At 45.8% G+C, this 26,560-nt stretch carries 23 protein-coding genes and 1 pseudogene; 17 read left to right on the top strand and 7 right to left on the bottom strand.

The features are described from left to right. Positions 1-6: 6 nt before the first annotated feature. From M1D69_RS19495 to niaP, 3 genes are all read left to right on the top strand, one after another. Entirely contained in the window at positions 7-1,620 is a 1,614-nt protein-coding gene (locus tag M1D69_RS19495; protein ID WP_458106107.1) for a YceG family protein, read from the top strand. A 15-nt stretch (positions 1,621-1,635) separates the two neighbouring features. Beyond that, positions 1,636-2,727: a toxic anion resistance protein gene (locus M1D69_RS19490; RefSeq protein WP_010332934.1), complete on the top strand. Its 1,092-nt coding sequence runs from the start codon at positions 1,636-1,638 to the stop codon at positions 2,725-2,727. Positions 2,728-2,848: 121 nt separating this feature from the next. Then, complete coding sequence (gene niaP, locus M1D69_RS19485) at positions 2,849-4,051, top strand: niacin permease NiaP (RefSeq protein WP_458105128.1); 1,203 nt, start codon at positions 2,849-2,851, stop codon at positions 4,049-4,051. A gap of 13 nt (positions 4,052-4,064) precedes the next feature. Here niaP and M1D69_RS19480 read toward each other — a convergent pair whose 3' ends face one another. Then, positions 4,065-5,246: an MFS transporter gene (locus M1D69_RS19480; protein WP_458105129.1), complete on the bottom strand. Its 1,182-nt coding sequence runs from the start codon at positions 5,244-5,246 to the stop codon at positions 4,065-4,067. Positions 5,247-5,312: 66 nt separating this feature from the next. Next, on the bottom strand, positions 5,313-5,615 hold the full coding sequence (locus tag M1D69_RS19475) for an ArsR/SmtB family transcription factor (RefSeq protein WP_458106108.1): 303 nt from the start codon (positions 5,613-5,615) through the stop codon (positions 5,313-5,315). Between the two features lie 290 nt (positions 5,616-5,905). Between M1D69_RS19475 and opuAA the strand changes: the two genes are divergently transcribed. From opuAA to opuAC, 3 genes are read left to right on the top strand one after another with little or no spacing between them, the layout of a single operon-like run. Next, positions 5,906-7,162 carry a glycine/proline betaine ABC transporter ATP-binding protein OpuAA gene (gene opuAA / locus M1D69_RS19470; protein WP_105991780.1) on the top strand — a complete coding sequence of 419 codons (1,257 nt, stop codon included), beginning with the start codon at positions 5,906-5,908 and terminating at the stop codon, positions 7,160-7,162. A 1-nt stretch (position 7,163) separates the two neighbouring features. After that, positions 7,164-8,012, top strand: coding sequence for a glycine/proline betaine ABC transporter permease subunit OpuAB (opuAB, locus tag M1D69_RS19465; protein ID WP_003241221.1), 849 nt, complete (start codon positions 7,164-7,166; stop codon positions 8,010-8,012). Then, complete coding sequence (gene opuAC / locus M1D69_RS19460; protein WP_458105130.1) at positions 8,012-8,893, top strand: glycine/proline betaine ABC transporter substrate-binding protein OpuAC; 882 nt, start codon at positions 8,012-8,014, stop codon at positions 8,891-8,893. The genes opuAB and opuAC overlap by 1 nt, the downstream gene beginning before the upstream one ends. Positions 8,894-8,930: 37 nt before the next feature. Here the strand turns inward: opuAC and M1D69_RS19455 are convergent, their stop codons facing one another. Continuing rightward, a complete protein-coding gene (locus M1D69_RS19455; RefSeq protein WP_458105131.1) occupies positions 8,931-10,082 on the bottom strand; it encodes a M20 peptidase aminoacylase family protein in 1,152 nt (383 codons plus the stop codon). Positions 10,083-10,210: 128 nt separating this feature from the next. Between M1D69_RS19455 and M1D69_RS19450 the strand changes: the two genes are divergently transcribed. The 5 genes and pseudogenes from M1D69_RS19450 (at position 10,211) to M1D69_RS19430 (ending at position 17,266) form a co-directional block, all read left to right on the top strand. Then, on the top strand, positions 10,211-11,644 hold the full coding sequence (locus M1D69_RS19450; RefSeq protein WP_458105132.1) for a YfcC family protein: 1,434 nt from the start codon (positions 10,211-10,213) through the stop codon (positions 11,642-11,644). Between the two features lie 115 nt (positions 11,645-11,759). Next, complete coding sequence (locus tag M1D69_RS19445; protein WP_458105133.1) at positions 11,760-12,251, top strand: DUF6773 family protein; 492 nt, start codon at positions 11,760-11,762, stop codon at positions 12,249-12,251. A 234-nt stretch (positions 12,252-12,485) separates the two neighbouring features. Then, positions 12,486-14,467: pseudogene (gene amyE / locus M1D69_RS19440) on the top strand (alpha-amylase). Positions 14,468-14,643: 176 nt separating this feature from the next. Further along, complete coding sequence (locus M1D69_RS19435) at positions 14,644-15,609, top strand: L-lactate dehydrogenase (RefSeq protein WP_458105135.1); 966 nt, start codon at positions 14,644-14,646, stop codon at positions 15,607-15,609. Positions 15,610-15,640: 31 nt separating this feature from the next. Next, positions 15,641-17,266: an L-lactate permease gene (locus tag M1D69_RS19430; protein ID WP_458105136.1), complete on the top strand. Its 1,626-nt coding sequence runs from the start codon at positions 15,641-15,643 to the stop codon at positions 17,264-17,266. 41 nt (positions 17,267-17,307) lie between these two features. Here M1D69_RS19430 and bmr3 read toward each other — a convergent pair whose 3' ends face one another. Next, entirely contained in the window at positions 17,308-18,846 is a 1,539-nt protein-coding gene (gene bmr3, locus M1D69_RS19425) for a multidrug efflux MFS transporter Bmr3 (protein ID WP_019257408.1), read from the bottom strand. A gap of 112 nt (positions 18,847-18,958) precedes the next feature. Here bmr3 and M1D69_RS19420 point away from each other — a divergent pair, with 112 nt between their 5' ends. The 3 genes from M1D69_RS19420 to M1D69_RS19410 all read left to right on the top strand — a co-directional run bounded on the left by M1D69_RS19420 (position 18,959) and on the right by M1D69_RS19410 (position 20,957). After that, positions 18,959-19,423, top strand: coding sequence for a MarR family transcriptional regulator (locus M1D69_RS19420; RefSeq protein WP_458105137.1), 465 nt, complete (start codon positions 18,959-18,961; stop codon positions 19,421-19,423). 73 nt (positions 19,424-19,496) lie between these two features. Further along, the gene (locus M1D69_RS19415; protein ID WP_458105138.1) at positions 19,497-20,126 is read left to right on the top strand and encodes a LysE family translocator; all 630 of its coding nucleotides are present in this window, start codon (positions 19,497-19,499) and stop codon (positions 20,124-20,126) included. A 69-nt stretch (positions 20,127-20,195) separates the two neighbouring features. Beyond that, positions 20,196-20,957: a YqcI/YcgG family protein gene (locus tag M1D69_RS19410; RefSeq protein WP_458105139.1), complete on the top strand. Its 762-nt coding sequence runs from the start codon at positions 20,196-20,198 to the stop codon at positions 20,955-20,957. A 1-nt stretch (position 20,958) separates the two neighbouring features. On the opposite strand, the gene M1D69_RS19405 is transcribed toward M1D69_RS19410, so the two are convergent. Next, a complete protein-coding gene (locus M1D69_RS19405; RefSeq protein ID WP_458105140.1) occupies positions 20,959-22,299 on the bottom strand; it encodes an amino acid permease in 1,341 nt (446 codons plus the stop codon). Positions 22,300-22,428: 129 nt separating this feature from the next. Between M1D69_RS19405 and M1D69_RS19400 the strand changes: the two genes are divergently transcribed. Further along, the gene (locus tag M1D69_RS19400) at positions 22,429-23,025 is read left to right on the top strand and encodes a DUF1989 domain-containing protein (protein WP_044161986.1); all 597 of its coding nucleotides are present in this window, start codon (positions 22,429-22,431) and stop codon (positions 23,023-23,025) included. A 133-nt stretch (positions 23,026-23,158) separates the two neighbouring features. Beyond that, the gene (gene nadE, locus M1D69_RS19395; protein WP_101860186.1) at positions 23,159-23,977 is read left to right on the top strand and encodes an ammonia-dependent NAD(+) synthetase; all 819 of its coding nucleotides are present in this window, start codon (positions 23,159-23,161) and stop codon (positions 23,975-23,977) included. An 83-nt stretch (positions 23,978-24,060) separates the two neighbouring features. On the opposite strand, the gene tmrB is transcribed toward nadE, so the two are convergent. Then, positions 24,061-24,654 carry a tunicamycin resistance ATP-binding TmrB gene (tmrB, locus tag M1D69_RS19390; RefSeq protein WP_458106109.1) on the bottom strand — a complete coding sequence of 198 codons (594 nt, stop codon included), beginning with the start codon at positions 24,652-24,654 and terminating at the stop codon, positions 24,061-24,063. Between the two features lie 54 nt (positions 24,655-24,708). Beyond that, a complete protein-coding gene (locus M1D69_RS19385; protein WP_458105141.1) occupies positions 24,709-25,497 on the bottom strand; it encodes a sugar phosphate isomerase/epimerase family protein in 789 nt (262 codons plus the stop codon). 408 nt (positions 25,498-25,905) lie between these two features. Between M1D69_RS19385 and M1D69_RS19380 the strand changes: the two genes are divergently transcribed. Beyond that, on the top strand, positions 25,906-26,466 hold the full coding sequence (locus tag M1D69_RS19380) for a shikimate kinase (protein WP_024120152.1): 561 nt from the start codon (positions 25,906-25,908) through the stop codon (positions 26,464-26,466). Positions 26,467-26,560: the final 94 nt, after the last annotated feature.

The raw sequence follows: 26,560 nt of genomic DNA, 5'->3' as shown, positions 1-26,560 counted from the left end.
GATATGATGAGACAAGAAGAGCTAATTATTCATAAAGCTGTTCCGGCCGATGGGGATTGGAAAAGCATACTGTTTCAGCCATTGCCGGAGCGGGATCACTATGAGAATGAACAAGGTCTTTCTTTTTCGCGGCTTGCCGGGCAAATACTGGGCACGCCCATTGATGAGACCGACTACTTTAACGAGCTGTATGAACTTTCTGTAAACGATCATATTTATGTCCTGAGCGAAACACTTGATAAAACAATTGCACCCGAAACATTTCAGGCGCTTCAGCATATTCATTCCATCAACCAGAAGGAAAAAGGCCTTTCGATCAGCCGCTTTGTCGCCTTTCTGGACGGGGAACAGCTGATTGCGAAGCATTCCAATCCTTTGCTGCACCGCCATTTAAGAAAAGCACTGATGACGCTTTTACATACTTTTGCCGAAAATCATGAGCAGGGGCTGAATCATCCTGATTTTCGCAGAGTGCTTCTTGATGTTTCAAAGTTTTCCTTGAACCACCTGAATCCTTGGCTGGAAAAAGCCGATATAGAGCAGGAGATGCCGAAGGTGGTCTGGTATGGAGACGCGACGAAAAGCCAGCTGTATTTCTTATATTATTTGATGCTTGTCGGCTGTGATGTTCTATTGTTCCATCCGGCGGGAACCGATCAGCTGACGCTCCTTGACCCTAAGCAGGAGCTAAGCTTCACGGAAAAGCTTCCGGATGTCTCAGATCTTCAGCCATTCCCGAAAGAAAAACCTGACCGTAAATCAACGGTGGCGTATCGATCGACAAAGGAATTTGAGCATGTGCTGAATCACGAGGAATCCATGCTGTACAAACCTTGGCAGTTCAGAGACCACACACCGGTTTCCGTGACGCTGAAAACGACCTATGATGAACTGTTTTTAATTGCGAAAGAACGTGCGTTTATTCGCCCGAATTTCAAAGCCGATAAACATTCGATCGATATTCCGAATGTGTTTGCCAAAATGATGGGTGTGTCGAAGGACAATAAAGAATATTGGAACAGACTTCATACAATGGCGGATTATCCAGAAACGGAAATGGTTCGAAGCTTTCCGTTTACAGAAGAAATCAAATCAAACTATCAATTTCATTACAGCCACGCGCTTGATCATGAAGGAAACATCGATCCGGAAAAGCTGATCGCAAGCAATGTGTGGCAGTACAAACAGCTTCCGGCAGGCATTCAGACCGCGATCGCCAAAACGATCTCGAGAATGTGCAGACACCCGCGGCTGAAGGCATTGCATCAGGAACAGGTCAAGGATGTTCAGATCTACTTATTTAAACAAACAACAAACCTTCCCGCTAACCTGTTGAAATTGATTCAAATGTTCGACTATGCGCAGACTGTTCCGAAACTGGTGCTGTATCATACGGAAATGAACGGTGAGCTCACACGATCAGACGCCGCAGCCCTGCTGTTTTTGAATGAAATCGGCATTGATATCGTCATTTATAATCCACCCGGACATCAAGACATTGAGCATTATATTGAAGAGGATCAGTATGATATCCACTGGCTGGACGACATGGTGTTTCAGCAGGACTATAAAGAGCCTTCGCTCGTGAAAAGGCTGTTCAGAACGATTACCCAAAAGTAAGGAGAGAAGAAAAGCATGACAACAGAAAATCAAAATCCGCTTGTTCTCGATAAAAACGAAGAAATTTCTCAGCAAAAGGCAGACGATATCCGCCTGCAGCTCCGCCAGGAACCAGAGGTGCAGCGCCTCGCCCAGCAAATTGACGTGAAAAACCAAATGGAGCTGCTGGAGTATGGAAAGGAGCCGGCTGTTGAAATTTCCAAGTTCTCTGACCGCATCTTGGGAATGATGAAAACAACAAGCGTGACAGATTCAGGCACAATGCTGACTCAGCTTGGAAAAATCATGGACCGCTTTGACAAAAATGATTTTGACGAACCCAAGGGACTGATGGCCAAAATCTTCAAACGCGGCGGCAGCATGATTGAGAAAATCTTTAAAAAGTACCAGACGCTCGGCGGAGAAATTGAAAAAATCAACGTTGAGATTTCCAAATATAAAGATGAGATGACAAAAACAAACTACACGCTCGATGAAATGTATGAAAACAATATCAACTACTACATGGAGCTTGAAAAATACGTTGTTGCCGGTCAAATGAAGCTGGAAGAGATGCAGTCAATCCTTCCTTCATATGAAGAAAAAGCGGCAAGCGGAAACCAGCTTGCGCAAATGCAGCTCGATACGCTGCGCAACGGCATTCAGGCGCTTGAGGAACGCGTGTATGATCTTGATATGGCGCGAATGGTGGCGCTTCAAACCGCACCGCAGATCCGACTGCTCCAGCGCGGTAACGCTAAGCTGATCGGGAAAATCAACTCCGCTTTTATCATCACGATTCCGATTTTCAAAAACGGCATTATTCAGGCTGTTACGGTGAAACGCCAAAAGCTTGTGGCTGACTCTATGAGCGAGCTTGACCGCCGGACAAATGAGATGCTGAAACGCAATGCGGAGAACATCTCGAACCAGAGTGTTGAAATTGCCAGAATGGCCGGCAGACCAAGCATTGATATAGAAACGATCGAATCCTCTTGGAACACGATTGTCAGCGGCATGCAGGAAACAAAACAAATCGAAGAAGAAAACAAACGCCTTCGGGAAGAGGGCGCAAGACGAATTGCCCAGCTGCAGGATAATATTAAAAAAGCAGCATTACAGCAATAAAAAGACCCCCGCTTGTGAATCATAAGCGGGGTTTTTGATTGACATCAATTAGGTAATGACAACGTGTAAAGACAGGTGTAAACTTAAACGGTAATTATTTTGCATATCAGAGGTGTTGGCTATGGGAAAACAACAGCCTATATCCCAGCGTAAGCTGCTGGGTGTCGCCGGTTTAGGGTGGCTGTTTGATGCAATGGATGTCGGAATATTATCGTTTATTATCGCCGCGCTCCATGTGGAGTGGAATCTTTCACCTGAAGAAATGAAATGGATCGGAAGCGTAAATTCCATCGGCATGGCTGTGGGTGCGTTTTTGTTTGGATTGCTGGCTGATCGAATCGGCCGCAAAAAAGTATTTATCATTACCCTTTTATGCTTTTCAATCGGAAGCGGTATATCAGCTTTCGTCACAAGCTTATCGGCATTTCTCATTCTGCGTTTTGTAATTGGGATGGGACTTGGCGGCGAACTGCCTGTCGCTTCAACACTTGTTTCGGAAGCGGTTGTGCCTGAAAAACGGGGCCGGATCATTGTGCTTCTCGAAAGCTTTTGGGCTGTGGGCTGGTTGGCAGCGGCGCTTATTTCCTATTTTGTCATTCCAAGCTTCGGCTGGCAGACGGCTTTGCTTTTAACCGCACTGTCGGCATTTTATGCGCTGTACTTGCGGACAGGATTGCCTGATTCGCCAAAGTACGAATCGCTTTCTATGAAAAAGAAATCGGTGTGGGAGAACGTGAAAAGCGTTTGGGCGAAACAGTATATTCGGCCGACGGTAATGCTGTCGATCGTCTGGTTCTGCGTTGTCTTTTCTTATTATGGGATGTTTTTGTGGCTGCCGAGTGTGATGCTGTTAAAAGGATTCAGCATGATTCAAAGCTTTGAATATGTTCTGCTGATGACGCTTGCTCAGCTTCCGGGCTATTTTTCGGCTGCGTGGCTGATCGAAAAGGCGGGCCGGAAATGGATACTGGTCATTTATTTGATCGGAACAGCGGGAAGCGCGTATTTCTTCGGAACGGCAGATTCCTTAGGGCTGCTGCTGACGGCTGGAATGCTGTTGTCCTTCTTTAATCTTGGCGCGTGGGGCGTGCTGTATGCCTATACACCGGAGCAATACCCAACATCGATTCGCGCGACAGGTTCAGGAACCACAGCGGCGTTTGGAAGAATCGGCGGCATTTTCGGCCCGCTGCTCGTCGGAACACTCGCCGCCCGCCATATTTCGTTTTCAGTGATTTTTTCAATCTTTTGCATTGCCATTTTACTGGCGGTCGCGTGTATTTTGATTATGGGGAAAGAAACGAAACAAACTGAGCTTGAATAACAAAAGCACCTCTTCATGAGGTGCTTTTTACATGGAAACCGGCAGCTTGCGGTTTGTTTTTTCTGCTTGTTTGATAAAGGGCCATAGACAAGACAAATAAAATCGCCGTAAACGCCGTGACAGCTCCAAAATGATGCGTGTTTTGATATAAAAATCCGGCAAGGCATGTGCCGACAGTGGTTCCTGCATACATAGCCGCATTGGAAAGAGATGCAATCGTTCCGCGCGCGTTCGGTGAAATGGATTGGAATATCCCCATCATTAACGGAAAAATGATTCCCGCTATAAAGAAAGTCAGAAAAAAGCTGGCTTCTACAATAAATAAGTTAGGAAAGAAAGGAAGGGAAAAATAGAGCGCGCCCATCAGCAGCATGCCGCTGATTAATGTCTTACACGTTCCGAGCTTTGATGCAATTTTGCTTCCTATTAGGCTTCCAAGCATATTTCCCAGCCCCAGTACAAGCATCGCGGCGCCGATTTGGGATACGGTTAAATGATAATCTGCAGAAAGCCACGTGCCGAGAAAGCTGAACGTGGCGAAATTCCCTGTTTGAAAGAGAAAATAAGCAAGCAGGATCATCGATGTTTTTGGCAGTGAAAACAGCTCACGATAAGGGCTGGCTATAGATGAACGGTGTGCTGCGGCTTCTGCAGGACGAATATCTGGCATGGCCGCCGCCAAAATGAACAGGAGAACCAGCGAGCCTGCTGACAGAACGAAAAAGGGCGTGTGCCAAGTGAAGGAAGCCAAAAATCCGCCGATCGGAAGCCCGAGCATTTGTGAAGCAGCTAATCCTGCTGTTGCAATCCCCATGCTTTTTAATACTTTTGAGGGATGGACGATGACAGGGATGGATGCCCAAATTTGAGGCGTCACAAACGCCGCGCTGACGCCGGCGGCAAAACGGAAAGCACACATGGCGGAAAAGGAGGGAGCGATGCCGCATAAAAACGTGGAAAGGATAAAGCCCGCAAGCCCCGACAGCATCACTGTTTTCCGATTAAAGCGGTCAGAGATCGGACCGGCTGCCAAAGCAAACAGCGCATAACCGAGCGCATAAGCACTGACCATCCAGCCTGACAAATCAGTGGAGACATGGAATTGGTCCTGCAAAAGCGGGAGAAGCGGTGAGAGCAAAAAGGTATCTGTGCCGATGACAAACATTACACTGAAAAAAAGCCAAATAAGTTTCACGTTTAACACTCCTATAGTTTTATAATTATGAAACTATGAAACAGATATGTATATAGAAAACCCTTCTTAGAGGGTCTCCAGAAAGCCAGGCAGGTATGTTTGAAATGTGTCTTCACGCAGCCTGACATATTTTGTCCGTGAATCTTTTCGCGTTGCAGTCAATCCCGCTTCACGCAGCGTTTTGAAATGATAAGATGCTGTGGTTTTGACAATATTGCATTTTTCACCTACTTCACCGCAGCTGAGTTCTTTTCCGCTGTAATAAAGCGTACGAACAATGGCAAGCCTGGATTCGTCAGACAATGCTTTAAATATGTGAGCTCTGATATGGTCTTCTGATAGTTTCATAGTCATGAAACTATAATACATTATATAGAGATGAAAACGCAACTTATTTTTCCAGTATAGGAGCTTGAAGTCATAAGAGGAATAAGGATTTTCGGTTCAATAATAGCGTTTTCAATTAAAAAAAGGCTTAATTTTACCCGTAAAATACAATAATAAAGGAGGATTACAGAGTATTTAGAAGCATAAATAAGGTCTTGGGGTCACAGGGATGTTTATCATGAAATGGTACAGAATAAAAGAGAATATGCGGTTTGTATGTGTTGTTACATAAATGTTACGGTAATAAAGATTGCTTAATATGGAGGGAAAATATGAGTGTAGATGAGAAACCGATTAAGATAAAAGTCGAGAAAGTCTCTAAGATTTTTGGGAAACAAACCAAGAAAGCAGTTCAAATGCTTGCCGACGGAAAAAATAAAAAAGAGATCCTGAAAGCTACCGGATCAACCGTTGGGGTTAACCAAGCAGATTTTGATGTATATGATGGTGAGATATTTGTCATCATGGGTCTATCAGGGAGCGGTAAATCAACTTTAGTACGGCTGTTAAACCGGCTTATTGAACCGACTGCCGGAAAAATTTACATTGATGGTGACATGATAACAAATATGTCTAAAGACCAGCTCCGGGAAGTCCGCCGGAAAAAAATCAGTATGGTCTTCCAAAAGTTCGCTCTGTTCCCGCACAGAACGATACTTGAAAACACAGAATACGGACTGGAGCTTCAAGGTGTAGACAAACAGGAGCGCCAGCAAAAAGCGCTGGAGTCGCTTAAACTTGTCGGACTTGAAGGCTTTGAACACCAATACCCTGATCAGCTTTCGGGCGGAATGCAGCAGCGTGTCGGCCTTGCCCGCGCTTTGACGAATAATCCGGACATCCTTCTGATGGACGAAGCATTCAGTGCGCTTGATCCTTTAATCCGTAAAGATATGCAGGATGAGCTTCTGGATCTGCATGATAATGTCGGAAAAACGATTATTTTTATTACGCACGACCTGGACGAAGCGCTTCGCATCGGCGACAGAATCGCTCTGATGAAGGACGGAAATATCGTTCAGATCGGCACGCCGGAAGAAATCCTCATGAATCCGTCCAACGAATATGTTGAGAAATTCGTTGAGGACGTTGATTTGTCTAAAGTATTAACTGCCGGCCACATTATGAAACGCGCTGAAACGGTGCGGATTGATAAAGGGCCTCGCGTTGCGTTAACACTGATGAAAAACCTGGGGATTTCATCTATTTATGCAGTCGATAAACAGAAACAATTGTTAGGTGTCATTTACGCAGCTGATGCGAAAAAAGCAGCCGAGTCTGATTTATCCCTTCAGGATATCTTGAATACGGAATTTACGACTGTACCAGAGAATACGTATCTGACTGAGATTTTTGACGTTGTGTCTGACGCGAATATTCCAATTGCGGTTGTAGATGAAAAGCAAAGAATGAAAGGGATTGTCGTAAGAGGCGCGCTGATTGGCGCACTTGCGGGCAATAACGATTATATCAATGTTGAAGGCACTGATGAGCAAACACAAGATCCTTCTGCACAGGAGGTGAAGTAAAATGGATAGACTGCCTAGAATACCTTTAGCAGATATCATTGACCGTTTTGTTGACTGGATTACGATGACGTTTGGCGGATTCTTCGATGGAATCGCAAACGGTTTGGCCGCTTTTGTAAATGGAATTGTCAGCGGACTTGGATTTATTCCATCTATTTTGTTAACGATTATTTTCGCCGCACTTGCGTGGTGGATCAGTACAAGGGGAATTGCGTTATTTACATTGATTGGATTCCTCCTGATCGATTATTTAGGATATTGGGACCCAATGCTGCAAACATTAGCGCTTGTTCTGACATCTGTCATTATTTCGATTGTGGTCGGGGTTCCGATCGGAATTTGGGCGTCCCAGAAAGAAACGGTTCGCCGTATTGTAACGCCTATTCTTGATTTAATGCAGACAATGCCTGCTTTCGTATATCTATTGCCGGCGATTTTCTTCTTCAACATCGGTGTTGTGCCGGGTGTCGTTGCATCTGTTATCTTCGCGATGCCGCCGACAATCCGCATGACGGTTCTCGGTATTAAACAAGTGCCGGCGGATCTGATTGAAGCGACTGAGGCGTTCGGTTCTACAACAGCTCAGCGATTGTTTAAAGTTCAGCTTCCGCTTGCGACAAAAACCATTCTGGCCGGAATCAACCAAAGCATTATGCTTGCGTTATCAATGGTTGTTATCGCCGCAATGGTCGGTGCGCCTGGGCTTGGTTCTGAAGTATACAGTGCAGTTACACAGCTGAAAACCGGGGTCGGCGTAGAGGCAGGTATCGCTATCGTTATCGTTGCCATTACGCTGGACCGCATTACTCAAAATATTAAGGTGAAGAAGAAAAGCAGGGGGAATGCCTGATGTTTAAAAAAATCATCGGTATCGGCGTTTCCGCCATGCTGGCGCTCTCACTTGCGGCTTGCGGGTCAGAAAACGACGAAAATGCATCCGCGGCTGAACAGGTGAATAAGACCATCATCGGTATTGACCCTGGTTCAGGGATTATGGCCCTGACCGATCAAGCGATGAAGGATTATGACCTAAATGACTGGACATTGATTTCGGCGTCAAGCGCCGCGATGACTGCTACGCTCAAAAAGTCATACGACCGTAAGAAACCGATCATCATTACAGGATGGACACCGCACTGGATGTTCTCCAGATATAAGCTGAAATATCTCGATGATTCGAAACAATCTTATGGCAGCGCAGAGGAAATCCATACGATCACGCGCAAAGGCTTCAGCAAAGAACAGCCGAATGCCGTAAAGCTACTGAGCCAGTTTAAATGGTCGCAAGACGACATGGGCGAAGTCATGATCAAGGTGGAAGAAGGCGAAAAACCTGCCAAAGCCGCAGCTGAGTATGTGAAGAAACACAAAGATCAGGTTGCGGAGTGGACAAAAGGCGTTCAAAAGGTGAAGGGAGACAAAATCAACCTTGCCTATGTGGCGTGGGACAGTGAGATTGCAAGTACAAACGTGGTTGGCAAAGTCTTAGAAGACTTGGGCTATGACGTAACGCTTACTCAGGTAGAGGCTGGTCCAATGTGGACCGCGGTTGCGACGGGAAGCGCCGACGCATCCCTTTCCGCATGGCTGCCGAATACCCATAAAGCATACGCCGCTAAATACAAAGGCAAATATGACGATATAGGCACCAGTATGACTGGCGTGAAGATGGGTCTTGTTGTGCCTCAATATATGAAAAACGTCAACTCAATTGAAGATTTGAAGAAATAATGAAGAAAGCAGCCTGTTCGCAGGCTGCTTTTTTGATTTAAGAAGCATTGGCTGATGCGAGTGTATCCGCTTTTTGAAACGTTTTTAAGACGGCGTTTGCTAATATGTGAATCCCTGTAAACATCGCGTTTCTGTCAAAGGTCATATGCGGGTGATGGAGTCCTGGCTGAAGTCCGCAGCCGAGGCCAAGCATGGTCGTTTTAAGGTTCGGCACTTTTACGGCATAAAAATGGAAATCCTCACCGCCGGTTGTGACAAGCGGTTCATCTAGCTGCTCAGCCCCGATGATATCTGTAATTGCTTCTGCCATGATCGCTTCAGCTTCTTTGTTTTGTGTTGCCGCAGGAAGGCTGTGTTCCTTTTGCAGCTCGATCTTCGCGCCGAATGCCGCGGCGGCCGCTTCGCAGGCTCTTTCCGTTTCGGCGATCAGCGTCTCCATGGCTTCATTTGTTTGCGCCCGCAGGTCAAGGCTGAAGGTCGCTTTTCCGGGAATGATGTTGGAGCTGTCGCCGCCGGCTTGAAGCTTTGTCATTTTGACAGTGTGCGGGATTTTCGGATCGATGTGAATCAGCCCCAGCTTATGGACGAGAAATGCCGCGATTTCGATGCTGTTTTTGCCAAGATGCGGCCGCGCGCCATGAGCTTCCTCTCCGATGATTGTGCCTTCAATGTGCTGGCTTGACCCGTGCAGAATGGATGGAGCGCAGCGGCCGTTTTGGGTTTCCTGAATTGGACGGACGTGGACGCCATACAAATAGTCGACGTCATCAAGCACGCCTTCCTTTATCATTTTCAGAGCGCCTCCGCCTTTTTCTTCTGCTGGCTGAAAGATAAAACGTATCGTTCCGCTCGGAAGCTGCGGCTGTTTTTTCAGCAGCATTAACGTACCTAAAGCCATTGTCATATGCGAATCATGCCCGCAGGAATGATTGGCGCGAAATGTGCCGTTGACCTCCTGCCATAATGCATCAATGTCAGCGCGGACAGCTACAACAGGCGAACCCGAACCTATTTCGCCGACAACTCCGGTACAATCTGAAAACATGCGCGTGCGGCACCCTGCATCTTCGAGTTTTTGTTTAAGAAATTCAGTTGTCTCATATTCTTTCCAGCTGACTTCTGGATTGGCGTGAAGATGTTCAAAGATGTCCATTACGGTTTGTTTCATTTCTTCTGAGAGTTTTTGCATGGCAAGGAAAACCTCCTTCATTCTTTTTTTTTATATTGAAACAGGTAGATAGGCTGTTTATAATATAGCACATATTTATATTTTTCAGAATAATAACTATTTTCTAAAAAAGGGGGATGGATCGAAATATGAGTATGCCAGCAGCCGAAACACAGCCAAAGAAAAAACGCACCGCCTTTAACATGCCTGACGCCTATGTCCTCTTATTTATCATCGCTTTCATTTGCGCCGTTGCTTCGTATATTGTGCCGGCGGGAGAATTTGACCGTGTGACGAAGGGGGAGGTTACCACTGCGGTGCCGGGAAGCTACCATTCAATTGAACAGTCTCCGGTCAGCCTGATCAGCTTTTTCACTTCTCTTCAGGATGGAATGGTCGGATCAGCGTCTATTATTTTTCTGATTTTATTCACAGGCGGCACGATCGCTATTTTAGAAAAAACAGGTGCCATCAACGGACTGATTTACAATGTCATCAGCAAGTTCCGCACAAAGCAATTATTATTTATTTGTATTGTTGGTGCGTTGTTTTCTATTCTTGGAACGACTGGAATTGTCGTGAATTCAGTGATCGGATTCATCCCCATCGGCCTTATTGTCGCACGCTCCTTAAAATGGGATGCGGTCGCGGGTGCGGCTGTTATTTATATTGGCTGCTATGCCGGGTTTAACTCTACCATTTTATCACCGTCTCCGCTTGGCTTATCTCAATCGATTGCGGAGCTGCCTCTGTTTTCGGGGATCGGCCTTCGTGTGGTCATATACTTATGCTTTTTGGTGTCTTCTATTATTTATATCTATTGGTATACAAGAAAATTAAAGAAATCAAAGGATGCCAGTGTGTTAGGCACAAACTGGTTCCCGGCGGCAGGATTGAGCGATGCGAATCAAGAAGAAGATAAGTCTGTGCCGTTTACCGTTCGCCATAAGCTGATTTTGGGAGTGGCGGGTTTGTCGCTGATCGGATTTTTGTACGGCGCATTGAAGCTCGGCTGGTCAGATTCCCAAATGGCTGCGACGTTTATTTTTATTTCTGTCCTTGCCGGATTCATTGGAGGACTTGCGGCAAACGATATTGCCAAAACTTTTATTATTGGCTGTCAGAGCCTTGTATACGGTGCGCTGATTGTCGGGATGGCGCGGAGCATTTCTGTCATTCTTGAAAATGGGAAGCTGCTGGATACAGTCGTCAATGCTTTGGCTTCGGTTTTGGACGGGTTCAGTCCGATGGCAGGCGCAATCGGCATGTATATCGCCAGCGCCCTGCTTCATTTTCTCATCTCTTCAGGATCGGGCGAAGCGGTTGTATTCATTCCGATTCTGGCGCCGCTCGCTGATTTGATGGGCATCACGAGACAGGTCGCGGTGGAAGCGGTTATGCTTGGAGAAGGGGTCGTCAATTGTGTGAACCCGACGTCCGGCGTTTTGATGGCAGTGCTTGCCGCCAGCGGAATTCCGTACGTCAAGTGGCTTCGGTTTATGCTGCCGCTCGCTCTGATTTGGTTCTTAATCGGGCTTGTGTTTATTTGTATCGGTGTCCTGATCAATTGGGGGCCGTTTTAAACATTGCTGCCCGCCGGCTTGTACGGCGGGCTTTTCATTTATTCGTTGCAGAAGCGCGGGCTGTTATTGTAACATGTAAGCCATAAGCCATTCGTAAAAGTGCGGGAGGAAGGTCATGAATAATCTGCATAACAGACTTTCAGGCGTGAATGGGAAAAATAAGAGAGTAAAAGAAAAAGAACAAAAGATCTGGTCGGAGATCGGCAAGTTAGCCGGGGCGTTTGCGCTCCTGGATGTGATCATCCGCGGCATTATGTTTGAATTTCCGTTTAAAGAATGGGTCTCGAGCCTTGTGTTTTTGTTCATTATCATCTTATATTACTGCATCAGGGCATCAGCTTCTGGAATGCTGATGCCGAGAATAGACACCGAGGAAGAACTGCATAAACGGGTGAAGCAGCAATTCATAGAATCAATAGCTGTCGCCTTTGCGGTAGTGGTGCTTACGATGTACGACAGGGGGATTCCCCATACATTCTTCGCTTGGCTGAAAATGATCCTTCTTTTTATCGTCTGCGGCGGCATTCTGTTTCTGCTTCGATATGTGATTGTGAAGCTGGCTTACAGAAGAGCGGTAAAAGAAGAAGTAAAGAAGAAATCATCTTGATGGTGGTTTCTTTTTTTGTTTATAAGAGAAAAAAGTCTTTTTATTTGATAGGAATATAGATTTGAATTCACTCTGCCGCGTTGCTTTGATAGAGAGGGTGTGATAAGTTGAGATGTAAGCGTTAACATAATTCTCCAGTCTTCACAATAATTGAAAGGAGGAAGCTGAAGAAAGAGTAAGAGGAATTTTTGACTCCGCAGTCAGTCTTCAAAAATCAAATAAGGAGTGTCAAAAATGTTTAAAAAACGATTCAAAACCTCTTTACTGCCGTTATTCGCCGGATTTTTATTGCTGTTTCATTTGGTTTTGTCAGGCCCGGCGGCTGCAAACGCTGAAACTGCAAACAAATCGAATGAGGTGACCGATTCATCGGTCAAAAACGGGACCATCCTTCATGCATGGAATTGGTCATTCAATACGTTAACGCAAAATATGAAAGAGATTCGTGATGCGGGCTATGCAGCCATACAGACGTCTCCAATTAACCAAGTAAAGGAAGGGAACCAAGGAGATAAAAGCATGAGGAACTGGTACTGGCTGTATCAGCCGACATCGTACCAAATCGGCAACCGTTACTTAGGCACTGAACAAGAATTTAAGGACATGTGTGCAGCCGCGGAAAAGTATGGCGTAAAAGTCATTGTTGATGCGGTTGTCAATCATACCACCAGCGATTATGGCGCGATTTCTGATGAGATTAAGCGTATTCCAAACTGGACCCATGGAAACACACAAATTAAAAATTGGTCGGACCGATGGGACATCACTCAAAATGCATTGCTTGGGCTGTATGATTGGAATACTCAGAATACTGAGGTGCAAGCCTACCTGAAAGGTTTCTTGGAAAGAGCATTGAATGACGGAGCAGACGGGTTCCGCTATGATGCCGCCAAGCATATAGAGCTTCCCGATGATGGGAATTACGGCAGCCAATTTTGGCCGAATATCACGAATACATCTGCCGAGTTCCAATACGGAGAAATCCTGCAAGACAGTGCCTCCAGAGATGGAGCATATGCGAATTATATGAATGTGACAGCATCTAACTATGGACATTCCATAAGGTCCGCTTTAAAGAATCGTAATCTGAGCGTGTCGAATATTTCCCATTATGCATCTGATGTGTCAGCCGACAAGTTAGTCACATGGGTGGAATCACATGATACGTATGCCAATGATGATGAAGAGTCCACATGGATGAGTGATGACGATATTCGTTTGGGCTGGGCAGTGATTGGTTCCCGCTCAGGAAGCACGCCTCTTTTCTTTCCAGACCTGAGGGCGGAGGAAATGGTGTCAGGTTCCCTGGAAAAAGTCAAATAGGCGATCGCGGGAGTGCCTTATTTAAAGATCAGGTGATCACTGCAATCAATCAATTTCACAATGTAATGGCCGGACAGCCTGAGGAGCTATCGAATCCGAATGGAAACAATCAAATACTTATGAATCAGCGCGGCTCAAAAGGTGTTGTGTTGGCAAATGCAGGTTCCTCATCTGTCAGCATCAATGCTTCAACGAAATTACCTGATGGCAGCTATGATAATAAAGCTGGGGATGGTTCCTTTCAAGTAACAGACGGTAAACTGACAGGCACGATCAATGCCAGATCAGTGGCTGTTCTTTATCCTGACGATATTGCAAATGCGCCTCATGTCTTCCTTGAGGATGTCAAAACAGGGGTAACCCATTCTTTCAATGATCAACTGACGATCACCCTGCGTGCAGATGCGAATACAGCAAAAGCCGTGTATCAAATCAATAATGGGCAAGAGACAGCGTTTAAGGATGGAGACCAATTCACAATCGGAAAAGGAGATCCATTTGGCACAACATACGACATCATGTTAACAGGAACGAACAGTGATGGCGTAACGAGGTCTCAGGAGTACAGCTTTGTAAAAAGAGACCCGTCTGCGGCCAAAACAATTGGCTATCAAAATCCGAATCATTGGGGCCAAGTAAATGCTTATATCTATAAACATGATGGAGGCCGGGCAATCGAATTGACCGGGTCTTGGCCAGGTAAAGCAATGACTAAGAATGCAGATGGAATTTACACACTGACGCTGCCTGCGGATACGGATACAACCAACGCCAAAGTGATTTTTAATAATGGCAGCAGTGCCCAAGTGCCCGGCCAGAATCATCCTGGCTTTGATTATGTGCAAAATGGTTTATATAACAACTCTGGATTAAGCGGTTCTCTTCCTCAGTGAGGGCAAGCGATCAGCGGAAAAATCCCAAAAGAAACCATCATAGATGGTTTCTTTTTTGTTCATAAATCAGACAAATCTTTTCTCTTGCAAAAGTTTGTGAAATGTTGCACAATATAAATGTGAAATACTTCACAAACAAACATCAAAGATAAACAAACACTGGAGGATGAGGATAAATGATGAATGAACGTGTAAATAAAGTAGCTTTAATCGGAGCGGGTTTTGTTGGAAGCAGTTATGCATTTGCGTTAATTAACCAAGCGATCACAGATGAGCTTGTGGTCATTGATTTAAATAAAGAAAAAGCAATGGGCGATGTAATGGATTTAAACCATGGAAAGGCGTTTGCGCCGCAACCGGTCAAAACATCTTACGGAACATATGAAGACTGCAAGGATGCTGATATTGTCTGCATCTGCGCCGGAGCAAACCAAAAACCTGGTGAGACACGCCTAGAATTAGTAGAAAAGAACTTAAAGATTTTCAAAGGCATCGTCAATGAAGTCATGGCGAGCGGATTTGACGGCATCTTCTTAATCGCGACAAATCCGGTTGATATTCTGACTTACGCTACATGGAAATTCAGTGGCCTGCCAAAAGAGCGGGTGATCGGAAGCGGCACAACACTAGATTCTGCGAGATTCCGTTACATGCTGAGCGAATACTTTGGCGCAGCCCCTCAAAACGTGCACGCGCATATTATCGGAGAACACGGTGACACAGAGCTTCCTGTCTGGAGCCACGCAAATGTCGGCGGAGTGCCAGTCAGTGAACTCGTTGAGAATAACGATGCGTACAAACAAGAGGAGCTTGACCAGATCGTAGATGACGTGAAAAACGCCGCTTACCATATCATTGAGAAAAAAGGTGCGACTTATTACGGTGTTGCGATGAGCCTTGCCCGCATTACTAAAGCCATTCTTCATAATGAAAACAGCATTTTAACTGTCAGCACATATTTGGACGGACAATACGGCGCAGATGACGTATACATCGGTGTTCCGGCTGTCGTAAACCGCGGAGGTGTTGCAGGCATCACTGAGCTGAACTTAAATGAGAAAGAAAAAGAACAGTTCCTTCACAGCGCCGGCGTCCTTAAAAACATCTTGAAACCGCATTTTGCAGAACAAAAGATCAACTAATCGCAACTATAGAGTAAAGGGCTGATTGTCAATGTGGGAGCAGTTGTATGATCCGTTTGGAAACGAGTATGTGAGCGCACTTGTGGCGCTCACTCCGATCCTCTTTTTTCTCTTGGCTTTAACTGTTTTTAAAATGAAAGGCATTCTTGCGGCATTTCTTACCCTAGCCGTCAGTTTCTTCGTCTCCGTTTTGGCATTTCATATGCCGGTTGAAAAAGCAATTTCTTCTGTTTTACTAGGAATCGGGAGCGGTTTGTGGCCGATTGGCTACATCGTTCTGATGGCGGTGTGGCTGTATAAAATCGCAGTGAAAACCGGGAAATTTACCATTATTCGTTCCAGCATTGCCGGCATTTCGCCTGACCAAAGAATACAGCTATTATTAATTGGTTTTTGTTTTAACGCGTTTTTGGAAGGCGCGGCCGGTTTTGGTGTTCCGATTGCGATTAGTGCGGCGCTGCTCGTCGAACTTGGTTTTAAACCGTTAAAAGCGGCGGCGCTCTGTTTGATTGCGAACGCAGCCTCTGGAGCCTTTGGTGCGATTGGAATTCCTGTAATCACAGGGGCACAGATTGGTGATTTGTCTGCTCTTGAGCTGTCACGGACATTGATGTGGACACTGCCAATGATCTCATTTTTGATTCCGTTTCTGCTTGTATTCCTATTAGACCGAATGAAGGGAATCAAACAGACATGGCCTGCCCTGTTGGTTGTGAGCGGTGTGTATACAGCGGTTCAGACACTGACAATGGCGGTGCTTGGACCGGAATTAGCAAACATTTTGGCGGCTTTATTCAGCATGGGCGGACTTGCGCTCTTCCTCCGCAAATGGCAGCCGAAAGAGATTTACCGGGAGGAAGGAGCCGGCGAGACTGGTGAGAAAAAGGCATACAGTGCCGCTGACATTGCGAAAGCATGGTCTCCTTTCTACATTTTAACTGCCGCGATCACAATCTGGAGCCTTCCTGCCTTCAAAGCGCTATTCCAAGAAGGCGGGCTGTTATATCAGACAACACTATTATTGAAAATGCCTTTTCTGCATCAGCAAATTATGAAAATGCCGCCGATTGCGCCACTTGCCATGCCGTTAGATGCAGTCTTTAAAGTCGATCTGCTGTCAGCGACCGGTACAGCGATTTTAGCCGCGGTCATCGTGACAGGACTGTTCAGCAAAAACTTCTCTTATCGGGATGGCTTCAGTTGCTTGAAGGAGACAGGGAAGGAACTGTGGATGCCGATTGTCACGATCTGCTTTGTGATGGCGTTTGCCAATCTGGCCAACTTCGCAGGGCTCAGCTCTTCAATTGGGTTGGCACTGGCGAAAACAGGAGATTTGTTCCCGTTTGTCAGTCCTGTTCTCGGCTGGATCGGCGTGTTCATTACCGGTTCTGTTGTCAGCAATAACGCTTTGTTCGGACATTTGCAGGTTGTCACTGGAGCGCAGATCGGTGCGGGTTCTGATTTGCTGTTAGCTGCAAATACGGCGGGAGGGGTGATGGCGAAACTCGTTTCTCCTCAGTCTATCGCCATCGCCGCCGCAGCGGTCGGACAGACTGGCAAGGAATCTAAACTGTTTAAACGGACAGTGGTGTACAGCCTGATTCTGTTATTGATCATTTGTATATGGACGTTTATTCTTGCAAGATTAGGGTTGTAATCGAAAAAAGCAGTACATGTCAGCCATGTACTGCTTTTTTGTTAATTTGCTTTCTTCGCCATTTCCGCTGTTGTTTTCACTCTGGCTTTTCCCATAAACAAAACGGTGACCGCCGCGAGGACAATTGGAATCAAAGCGAGCAAAAAGACATATGTGATGCTTGATGACATCGCGTCAATAATGCGATTCAGGATCACCTCAGGAATCTGGGAACGTGTTCCTGCTTGAAAAATCTCCTGCGGGTCGCCGATATTTTGCGCGGCGCCTGAGCCTGCTGAGCCTTTCATGCCGCTGAAGCCTTCGCTCAGCTTGTTTGTGAATACGTTTGTTTGCACCGTTCCGAAAATGGTGACGCCCAAGGTCATGCCGAATGACCGCAAAAATGAATTTGTAGAGTTGGCCGTTCCCCGAAAACGGGGTTCAAGATCATTCATCGATGCCGCCGGCAGCAAGGAGAAGTTAAAGCCAACCCCAAATCCTGAAATCATCATAAAGACGGTCAGCCATACCCGTGCTGTGTCAGGCGTCATATTGGAAAGAAGCAGCATGCCGATAAAGAAAGCGATAACAGATATCAGCATCAAATTGCGGAAGCTGACCTTCGTTTGGAAGATCCCGCCGATCATGCTTCCGATGACTGATCCAATCATCATCGGCGTCAAAATAAAGCCCGCGCTTGTCGCTGAGCTGCCGTATACCGCCTGAACGAAAATCGGAATAAATACCGCTAAAATAATGAATGTTCCGCCATACAGGAAAGCGAGAATCTGCGCTGTGGCAAACAAACGGTTTTTAAACATCCAGAAAGAAATAATCGGCTCTTCCGCTTTTCTCTCCACTATAAAAAAGGCAATGAAGAAAACAGCGAATACAATAAACAGACCAATGATCTGAATGGAATTCCAATCGTATGTTTTGCCGCCAAGCTCAAGTGCGAACATCAGGCATACAATGGATACGACTAAGGTAACCGCGCCGCCCCAGTCAATTTTCTGCTTTCTGTGCTCCAAAGATTCTTTGTAGTAGCGAATAATGAAAAACAATGACAATGCACCGATTGGCACATTGATGTAAAACACCCAGTGCCAGCTGATCGAATCTGTAATGATCGCGCCTAACAGCGGCCCAAGAACACTGGATAATCCGAATACAGCACCGAACATGCCGGACATTTTTCCGCGTTTTTCCGGCGGAAACAAATCAAAGATAATGGTAAAGGCAATCGGCAGGAGCGCGCCGCCTCCAATCCCTTGAATGGCCCGGTAGATGATCAGCTGATTCATCGTCTGTGCAATGCCGCATAAAGCCGACCCGATTAAGAAAAAAATAAGTCCAAACAGGAAAAAACGTTTTCGGCCGTACATATCGGAAAGCTTGCCGTAAATCGGCATTCCAGCCATGACCGCCACCATATAGGATGCCGTCACCCAAGCAAATTTATCAAAGCTCCCAAGATCGGCTACGATGCTGCCCATCGCGGTGGCAACAATCGTATTGTCCATTGCAGACATCAAGATGCCCAGCAGGAGACCGAGGACCACAAATTTGGTGGAAGCCTGTTTTGCTGATGTTGTGTCCATTTGTTCTACCTCCTCTTACTTTTCTATGTAAGTTCTGATATCATGATAATAGTTTGATCATTGAATATCTCGATTATCAAGATAAATTTGATTCTATAGGGAGGACTGTCAGTTGTCAACAAGAAATTCCAAAAGTGAGTTGGAAAAGACTGCCGTTCAGCTTTTTCGGAAATTGGGCACAAGAACGGTTCTGTTTCATCAGGCAGCCGCTCAGGCTCTCGGTCTGTTTCCCACCGATTTGAAATCAGCTGACATCTTAAATGAAGCGGGACCGATGACGGCCGGAGAGCTGGGGAAAAAGACAGGCCTCAGCACAGGTTCTGTCACAGCGCTTGTTGATCGGTTAGAAAAAGCGGGGTATGTGGCTCGTGAAAAGGACCCGAACGACCGCAGAAGAGTCATGATCGTCCCTTTGACCGCTTCGAAAAAACATGTAAAGGATTTGTTCCGCTCTCTGTCAGAGTCGACGATGGATTTGTGCCGCGAGTATACGGAAGAGGAACTGGAACTCATTTTCAGCTTCGTAGGCAAAGCTGCCGATATTATGGAAGAAGAGCTTGAACGTCTGAAACAGTAAGCGAAATTGTGCATAGCTTGGCCCGTTCCCGAATAAATTGTACAAGTTGAGTAAGAGAGGGGAGTACGGGCCGGTGAACATTTTTTTGAGTTATATTGTGCTGGGGCTGTCCTTGTCTGCGCCTGTGGGACCTGTCAATGCGGCGCAAATTGATAAAGGCATTAAAAACGGGTTTTGGCATGCGTGGATTTTTGGTTTAGGCGCCATGACAGCTGACGGACTGTACATGCTTTTCATCTATTTCGGTCTGTCACAGTTTTTGACCGCTCCGTTTGTGAAAACGTTTTTGTGGCTCTTTGGCTTTTTTGTACTGACTTATACGGGAATTGAAACACTGAAAAATGTCAGAGAACCGATGGATGTGCGAAGCACACGGGGAAAAGCGTCATACAGGAAAACGTTCGCTTCAGGTTTTCTCATTTCACTGTCAAATCCATTGAGCATCCTTTTTTGGCTTGGGATTTACGGAAGCATACTTGCGAAAACAGCAGAGGCCTACAATATGAATCAGCTTCTTATCTATAGCTCCGGCATCATGATCGGCATTTTAATCTGGGATTTTTGCATGGCGATTACCGCCAGCATGTTCAGAAACCTGCTTCATGAAAAGCTATTGAGAGGATTGACCGGAATCGCCGGTATATCTCTCCTTGTATTTGGCTTTTACTTCGGCTATCAGGGTATCAAACAGTTATTGGGCTGAGTCAAAAAGGACAGTCACCTGCCGCCTTCCGTTTTAATATAGTATCCAGATGATACTGGAGGTGGATCAATGGTGAAAGGGATTTACACCAAAAGTTTTCTGGAACGGAATCAAGCTGAGTTCCCGGAATGGCAAAGAATCGCTTTTGAGCTATTAGCAGAAACTGTGGCGGATGACGCGGATACGTTCCCGTGTATTCCCGGCCGTCAGGCATTTCTGGCTGATCAGCTTCGCATTGCCTTTGCAGGAGATCCTAGGGAAAACGGTACGGTGGAGGAACTGGCGCCGCTGCTTGCGGAGTATGGGAATATCTCGCGAGACACCGGGAAGTATACGTCATTGGTTGTGTTATTTGATACACCGGAGGATTTGGCTGAGCATTATTCCATTGAAGCGTATGAAGAGCTGTTTTGGCGCTTTTTAAATAGACTGAGCGAACAAGATGAAAAAGAGTGGCCGGCAGATATTCCGGCCGATCCAGAGCATTATAAATGGGAGTTTTGTTTTGACGGCGAGCCGTATTTTATTCTGTGTGCAACGCCGGCTCATGATGCGAGGAGAAGCCGAAGCTTTCCTTATTTTATGATCACGTTCCAGCCAAGATGGGTGTTTGAAGATCTAAATGGTTCAACCGCATCTGGCCGAAACATGAGCAGGCTGATCCGATCCCGTTTACAGGCTTATGATCAAGCTCCGGTTCATCCGCATTTAGGCTGGTACGGAGGAAAGGATAACCGGGAATGGAAACAATATTTTCTGCGGGATGATGAAAAACAGGTATCAAAATGTCCGTTTTCATATTTAAAGAACATGTTTAACAAAATGAAATAGTTCACGAACTGGCAGGGCGGTCTTTGTGTCCCTGCTTTTTTTGATAGATCAAGGTGACGACGGCAATGACAGCTAGAAATCCCAAGCTGACAAAAAATCCGGGTCGGCTTGATTTTTCAAACAGCGTGCCGGACACAGCCGCCGCGATCAGAATTGTCGCCAAATAAATTTGCGTTTTCGCCATCGCTGCCGGATCGGTCAGCTTTTTGCTGGAGAACAGGATAAACAGCCAAGTGTATAAAAGCATAAGCCCGGCCGCTGTTGTCATGTGCTCATATATATTTTTAGGCAGCACTAAAGACAGTACGATAGACACGATAAGCCCCGCAAATGTTAATCCGAGCGCGGGCCAGCATATTTTTTTGCCTTCTTTTAGAGTAAAGCATTTCGGCGCGTCGCCGTCATCGGCCATCGTACAAAGCAATGTTGTCACGGCAAAGAGTGAAGCGACAAGGGTCGAGAAACCCGCGATAATAAAAATGCCGTTGAAAACATCAAGGATCACTTCGAGATGAAATCCTTTTAAAGACGTAATAAACGGGCTGTCCTGTTCTGTAAACTTGTGTAAAGGAACTAGTAGCAAAGCAAGCCCGATTGAAATGATATAAATAATCGCCAGCGTTGCCAGCATCAGCTTTCCTGATTTTGAGGCTTCCTCCGGCTTCTTTAAATGAACCGTCATGAGCCCCATGACTTCAATGCCGCCAAACGCGTAAAATGCATAAATCAGGCCTGTCCACAGCCCCATAGCTCCGAATGGGAAAAATTCTTTCGTCTCATTCGGAATCTGCACCTCCGGCTTTCCGCCTGACAATATGCCGCACAAAGCCAGAATGGCAATCACGATAAACATGAAGATAGCGGCTGTTTTGATAACTGCCAGCACGTTTTCTGTTTTTTCAAAAACAGAAAGTCCGGTAAAAATAATGAGAAGCCCCAGTACAGCATAGATGGAAGCAAATACCCACAGCGGCACTTGAGGAAACCAATGCTTCGTAAATAACGAAATGGCTGTCAGCTGGCTTCCGGTAATCAGCATTTCAGATGACCAGTACACCCAGCCGTTGCTGAAGCCGGCCCACCTGCCGAACGCTTTTCGCGCATATGAACAGAACGAGCCCTTTTCAGGGTGTTTTGCCGAAAGCTTGGCAAGCTGTTCGAATACAAAATACGTGCCGATCGCTCCAATTAGAAATGAAAGCAGAACGGAAAATCCGCTTTTCACAATTGCGATGCTGGAACCGAGAAAAAATCCTGTTCCGATTGTGCATCCAATCCCGATTAATGAAAGCTGCCACCAAGCCAGATTTCCTTTTTCTTGGTCTTTTTTTGTTTGACTCATTTACATTCAACCCCTTTTATCTAAGGTTAGATTGCAACCCGCGCAAGGCTTATATGCATCGGATTTTTGCCTCTTTTTACATGGAGGAGATGGTAAACGTTCATACTAATAGAAAAAGGAGCGAAGCGAATGACACAGCAATATATCGTTCAGCCGAAGAAAGGGCTCGGCCTGAAGCTGAAAAAGGGCCAGATTTTGAAGGTGGTTGATGTAGAGGGGCAGCAGGTTGCTGATTTTGTGGCGTACCACGCAAAGGATTTTTATGAGCATCTTGATCAGGGAGCGACCATTGATGCCAATCATTCCATTCATGTGAAGGTCAACGATCATATTTACTCTAATTTGTATAAACCGATGCTGACGCTCATTGAGGATACAGTCGGCAAGCATGACCTGCTTCTGCCCGCCTGCCGTCCTGATATGAACAGGCTGTTATACGGAAAACAAAAGGACGAGTTCCAGGATACGTGTTATGACAATATGAACCGGGCGCTTGAGCAGTTCGGCGTGCCGAAGCCGCATATGCATTATCCGTTTGCGATTTTTATGAATACCGTTCTGGATGAGAAGGGGAACCTGTCTGTGGAAACGCCGCTGTCAAATGCCGGGGATTACGTCAGACTCAGAGCGGAGATGGATTTGGTTGTCGCGTTTTCTTCCTGCCCGATTGAAAAAGGAAAGTGCAATGGCGACAGTGTGACGTCCATACGGGTTGAAGTCAGCTGATCTCTCTTATTCACTATGAAATAAGACCTGTGCTATAGTTAATATGGATACATAACAGTCATGATTCATTTTCATTGATTCGGGGAAATGAACAGTAAGAAACAAGCGAAAATGTACAGGAGGAATGATTGGGATGAGCATGCAGGAAAAGATTATGCGAGAATTACATGTGAAGCCCTCAATTGATCCAAAGCAAGAAATTGAGGACAGAGTCAATTTTTTAAAACAATATGTAAAGAAAACCGGCGCTAAAGGACTTGTGCTTGGCATCAGCGGCGGACAGGATTCAACACTTGCGGGAAGACTTGCTCAGCTTGCGGTGGAAAGCATTCGCGAGGAGGGCGGAGATGCTCAATTTATCGCGGTCCGTCTTCCGCACGGCACACAGCAGGATGAAGATGATGCTCAGCTCGCTCTGAAATTCATCAAGCCGGATAAATCCTGGAAATTTGACATTCAATCAACAGTCAGCGCTTTTGCGGATCAATATCAGCAAGAGACAGGCGATAAGCTGACAGACTTTAATAAAGGAAACGTAAAAGCGAGAACGAGAATGATTGCTCAATACGCGATCGGCGGCCAAGAAGGCCTTCTTGTGATTGGAACAGACCATGCGGCCGAAGCCGTGACTGGTTTCTTTACGAAATACGGTGACGGAGGCGCAGATCTCCTGCCGCTGACAGGTTTAACAAAGCGTCAGGGAAGAAGCCTGCTGAAAGAGCTGGATGCCCCGGAACGCTTATACTTAAAAGAACCGACTGCCGATCTGCTGGATGAAAAGCCGCAGCAGTCCGATGAAACTGAGCTTGGCATTTCCTACGATGAGATTGATGATTATCTCGAAGGAAAAGAAGTATCGGCGAAGGCGTCAGAAGCGCTGGAGAAACGCTACAGCGTGACGGAGCATAAGCGCCAGGTCCCAGCTTCTATGTTTGATGACTGGTGGAAATAATATGATAAAAGCCCACTCTTGGAGTGGGCTTTTTATTTATTGATCCATTTGCATGTATCAGGGACATGGTTTCAAAACGTCTTTTATTTGATGCGGATATGATTCAGCTTCACCATCAATCTGTCGGTGAATCTTCGCAGGCTGCCTCTCGAATCAGGCTCAAGCGGCAGATTTGCTTGGGCAGCGATCGTTTCTGTGACCTGCTGGATAGACATTTGGTCTGTATGGAGATGTTCTGTGAAGAGGCTATCAGACAGGCTGTTGATGCAGCGGTCGATTTGTTTTGCGGCCCAGGAGTTTTTTCCTTCCGCTCTGGTGCGCAGGCGTTTCAGCAATGTTTCCTTTGAAGCCAGCAGGGTAAAGTGGTGAATGATCCGGCCGTCCTGTCTCAGCCTGCTGATAATGTCATGGAAGTATTGATCGTTCGTAATGGTCATGGGCACAATGATGATGCCCTGATATGTATCTGACAAATAGGAAAGCATGCTGTAATTGAATTCCCGCCACAGAGGGTAGCTTTGAAAGTCATCTTTAGCGATATCCGGCGGTATCATCGAACGCATCGCAAACCCCATCTTTTCAGGATCATATACGTAAGACGGTTTCAGCCTTCTGTGCAGTTCAAACGCTGTTTGTGTCTTTCCGGAACCGAAAGCCCCATTTATCCAAATGATCATCATGATATCCCCCTTTTTGTTTATGATACAAAAAAAGACCCTTCGATCGAAGAGTCAGCGGGAAAAAACAGACGTATATTCGCGGAACGATTCCTTAATATGCGTAAAGGCATGTTCTCCAAAATACTCAAGAGAAACAAAACCATCATATTGTCTGTTCATCAGCTCTTTTAAAAATGCTTTTTGATCGAGATCTCCTTGAAAAAGCGGAGTTGGCTCGCTCAGATACCAGTTACCAAAGTTCCAGCGGTAGTTTTTCAAATGGATATGGCTGATCGTATGAAAGGTTTTTTCTAAAGCGGGCAGCTGGTCAATTCGGTTCACGTGCAGATTTGACCCGTCAAAAATCGTTCGGAGTCTCGGATGGCCGACATCCTTCAAAAATCTTAAAGCAGCTTCAGGTGTATCGGCATACGTATCATAGTGAATTTCCAGACCGATATTCACCTCATAGTCGTCTGCCATTTGCGCAGCCTGCTGGAATTGTTCAACCGCACGCAGCCATTTTTCCGGTGACGTTCTGTTTGACGCCTGATTGCCGGCAAATACGCGAATAAGCGGGCTGTGTAGCTGTCTCGCCGCCCGAAGCCCTTTTCTCACTGCTTCTTTTGTTTCTTCTTCTCCTTGTGTCACAAAATCGGTGTATAAGCTGACCGCGGGCACCTTCAGTTTATGCTGCTGCAGCAGGGTATAAAGGCTGTCCAGCGGCCCGAAGTCCTGTTCATACTGTTCGATGTGGCCGTACCACAAATCAATCCCGTCAAAGGACTGCTCCTTCGCAAAGGAAATGACGTCCATTACATTTTGCTTTTTACATCCGGTTGTACAAAAGCTTATTTTCATCTCGCATCCCTCCCGTCATCTTTTTCCCTGATGAAAAACGGATAAACGCAGAGAGAGGAAGGGCGTTTAACCATTTAATGCTTTTTTGCGTCGAAGTATTAAATTGTTTCTGAAAATGTTGTACAATGAATGTCATCCGGACAAGAAGGTGATTGAACGCAAAAAAGAAAAGGAGCCGACTGCTCAAAAACGACGTTTCGTCATGTTACATCTTTTATGCTGCATCACGGCTAATAACATCTTGATTGCGGAGCGGCAAACTCGTATAACGGAGCGGTTCTGTTAGTTTGAAAGCTTGAACGGATGACGATGAAATAGAGGTTGCCCGAGCCGGTACCTATATAAATATTCGCAAAATCAGCATATAATGAAGATAAACTTTCATTCCTTAGGAGGATTTCGCCGAAGATGAACGCTAAACGAGCCATCCCAGTAAGAGAAAGAAATATCGTCCTGATTGGATTCATGGGTGTAGGAAAAACGACAATCGGCCAATTGGTCGCTAAGAAATTATATAGAGATTTTATCGATATTGACCAAGAAATCGAAAAGGATTTCAACATGTCGATCCCTGAGATGTTTGAAAAAAAAGGTGAGGACTTTTTCCGGAAAACAGAAAAAGAATATATCCTGAATCTATGCCACCATACAAGATTTAAAATTGTCTCACTTGGCGGAGGCTCTTTTAAGCAAGAGGAAATCAGAAAGTGCTGTCTCGAACATTGTCTGGTGCTTCACCTCGATCTGTCCTGGGAGAACTGGAAGCAGCGCGCGGATTTGCTGATCGAAAGCCGCCCGGTGCTGCATAACCGGTCAATGGATGAAATGGAGCAGCTGTTTAACGAGAGAAAAGTCATCTATGACAAGCACAATTCAAAAGTGGAAACAGACAACCTTGCTCCTGAAGAGATTGCAGATTATATTGTGGAGACGTTAAAAATCGGTTGGGATCTTTATCAGCCAATGTAAAAGCCGTGCGGGAGGGACTGATCCCATAAGATGAAACAAATAAAAAACACCTTCATGTTTGAAAACGGATCGTTGTTATCCGAAATAAGGCTTG

It is taken from the genome of Bacillus sp. PK3-037 (assembly GCF_054161355.1).
Note: the sequence above shows the minus strand (reverse complement) of the source record. Positions and strands in the feature narration are given on the sequence as shown.

Coding starts and splice junctions, on each gene's coding strand:
- tmrB (WP_458106109.1), bottom strand. CDS start 24,654: ATGATCATTTGGATAAATGGGGCTTTCGGTTCCGGAAAGACACAAACA.
- opuAA (WP_105991780.1), top strand. CDS start 5,906: ATGAGTGTAGATGAGAAACCGATTAAGATAAAAGTCGAGAAAGTCTCT.
- niaP (WP_458105128.1), top strand. CDS start 2,849: ATGGGAAAACAACAGCCTATATCCCAGCGTAAGCTGCTGGGTGTCGCC.
- M1D69_RS19385 (WP_458105141.1), bottom strand. CDS start 25,497: ATGAAAATAAGCTTTTGTACAACCGGATGTAAAAAGCAAAATGTAATG.
- M1D69_RS19455 (WP_458105131.1), bottom strand. CDS start 10,082: ATGCAAAAACTCTCAGAAGAAATGAAACAAACCGTAATGGACATCTTT.
- M1D69_RS19450 (WP_458105132.1), top strand. CDS start 10,211: ATGAGTATGCCAGCAGCCGAAACACAGCCAAAGAAAAAACGCACCGCC.
- M1D69_RS19430 (WP_458105136.1), top strand. CDS start 15,641: ATGTGGGAGCAGTTGTATGATCCGTTTGGAAACGAGTATGTGAGCGCA.
- M1D69_RS19475 (WP_458106108.1), bottom strand. CDS start 5,615: ATGTATTATAGTTTCATGACTATGAAACTATCAGAAGACCATATCAGA.
- M1D69_RS19405 (WP_458105140.1), bottom strand. CDS start 22,299: ATGAGTCAAACAAAAAAAGACCAAGAAAAAGGAAATCTGGCTTGGTGG.
- M1D69_RS19490 (WP_010332934.1), top strand. CDS start 1,636: ATGACAACAGAAAATCAAAATCCGCTTGTTCTCGATAAAAACGAAGAA.
- M1D69_RS19435 (WP_458105135.1), top strand. CDS start 14,644: ATGATGAATGAACGTGTAAATAAAGTAGCTTTAATCGGAGCGGGTTTT.
- bmr3 (WP_019257408.1), bottom strand. CDS start 18,846: ATGGACACAACATCAGCAAAACAGGCTTCCACCAAATTTGTGGTCCTC.
- M1D69_RS19380 (WP_024120152.1), top strand. CDS start 25,906: ATGAACGCTAAACGAGCCATCCCAGTAAGAGAAAGAAATATCGTCCTG.
- opuAB (WP_003241221.1), top strand. CDS start 7,164: ATGGATAGACTGCCTAGAATACCTTTAGCAGATATCATTGACCGTTTT.
- M1D69_RS19495 (WP_458106107.1), top strand. CDS start 7: ATGAGACAAGAAGAGCTAATTATTCATAAAGCTGTTCCGGCCGATGGG.
- M1D69_RS19400 (WP_044161986.1), top strand. CDS start 22,429: ATGACACAGCAATATATCGTTCAGCCGAAGAAAGGGCTCGGCCTGAAG.
- M1D69_RS19445 (WP_458105133.1), top strand. CDS start 11,760: ATGAATAATCTGCATAACAGACTTTCAGGCGTGAATGGGAAAAATAAG.
- opuAC (WP_458105130.1), top strand. CDS start 8,012: ATGTTTAAAAAAATCATCGGTATCGGCGTTTCCGCCATGCTGGCGCTC.
- nadE (WP_101860186.1), top strand. CDS start 23,159: ATGAGCATGCAGGAAAAGATTATGCGAGAATTACATGTGAAGCCCTCA.
- M1D69_RS19410 (WP_458105139.1), top strand. CDS start 20,196: ATGGTGAAAGGGATTTACACCAAAAGTTTTCTGGAACGGAATCAAGCT.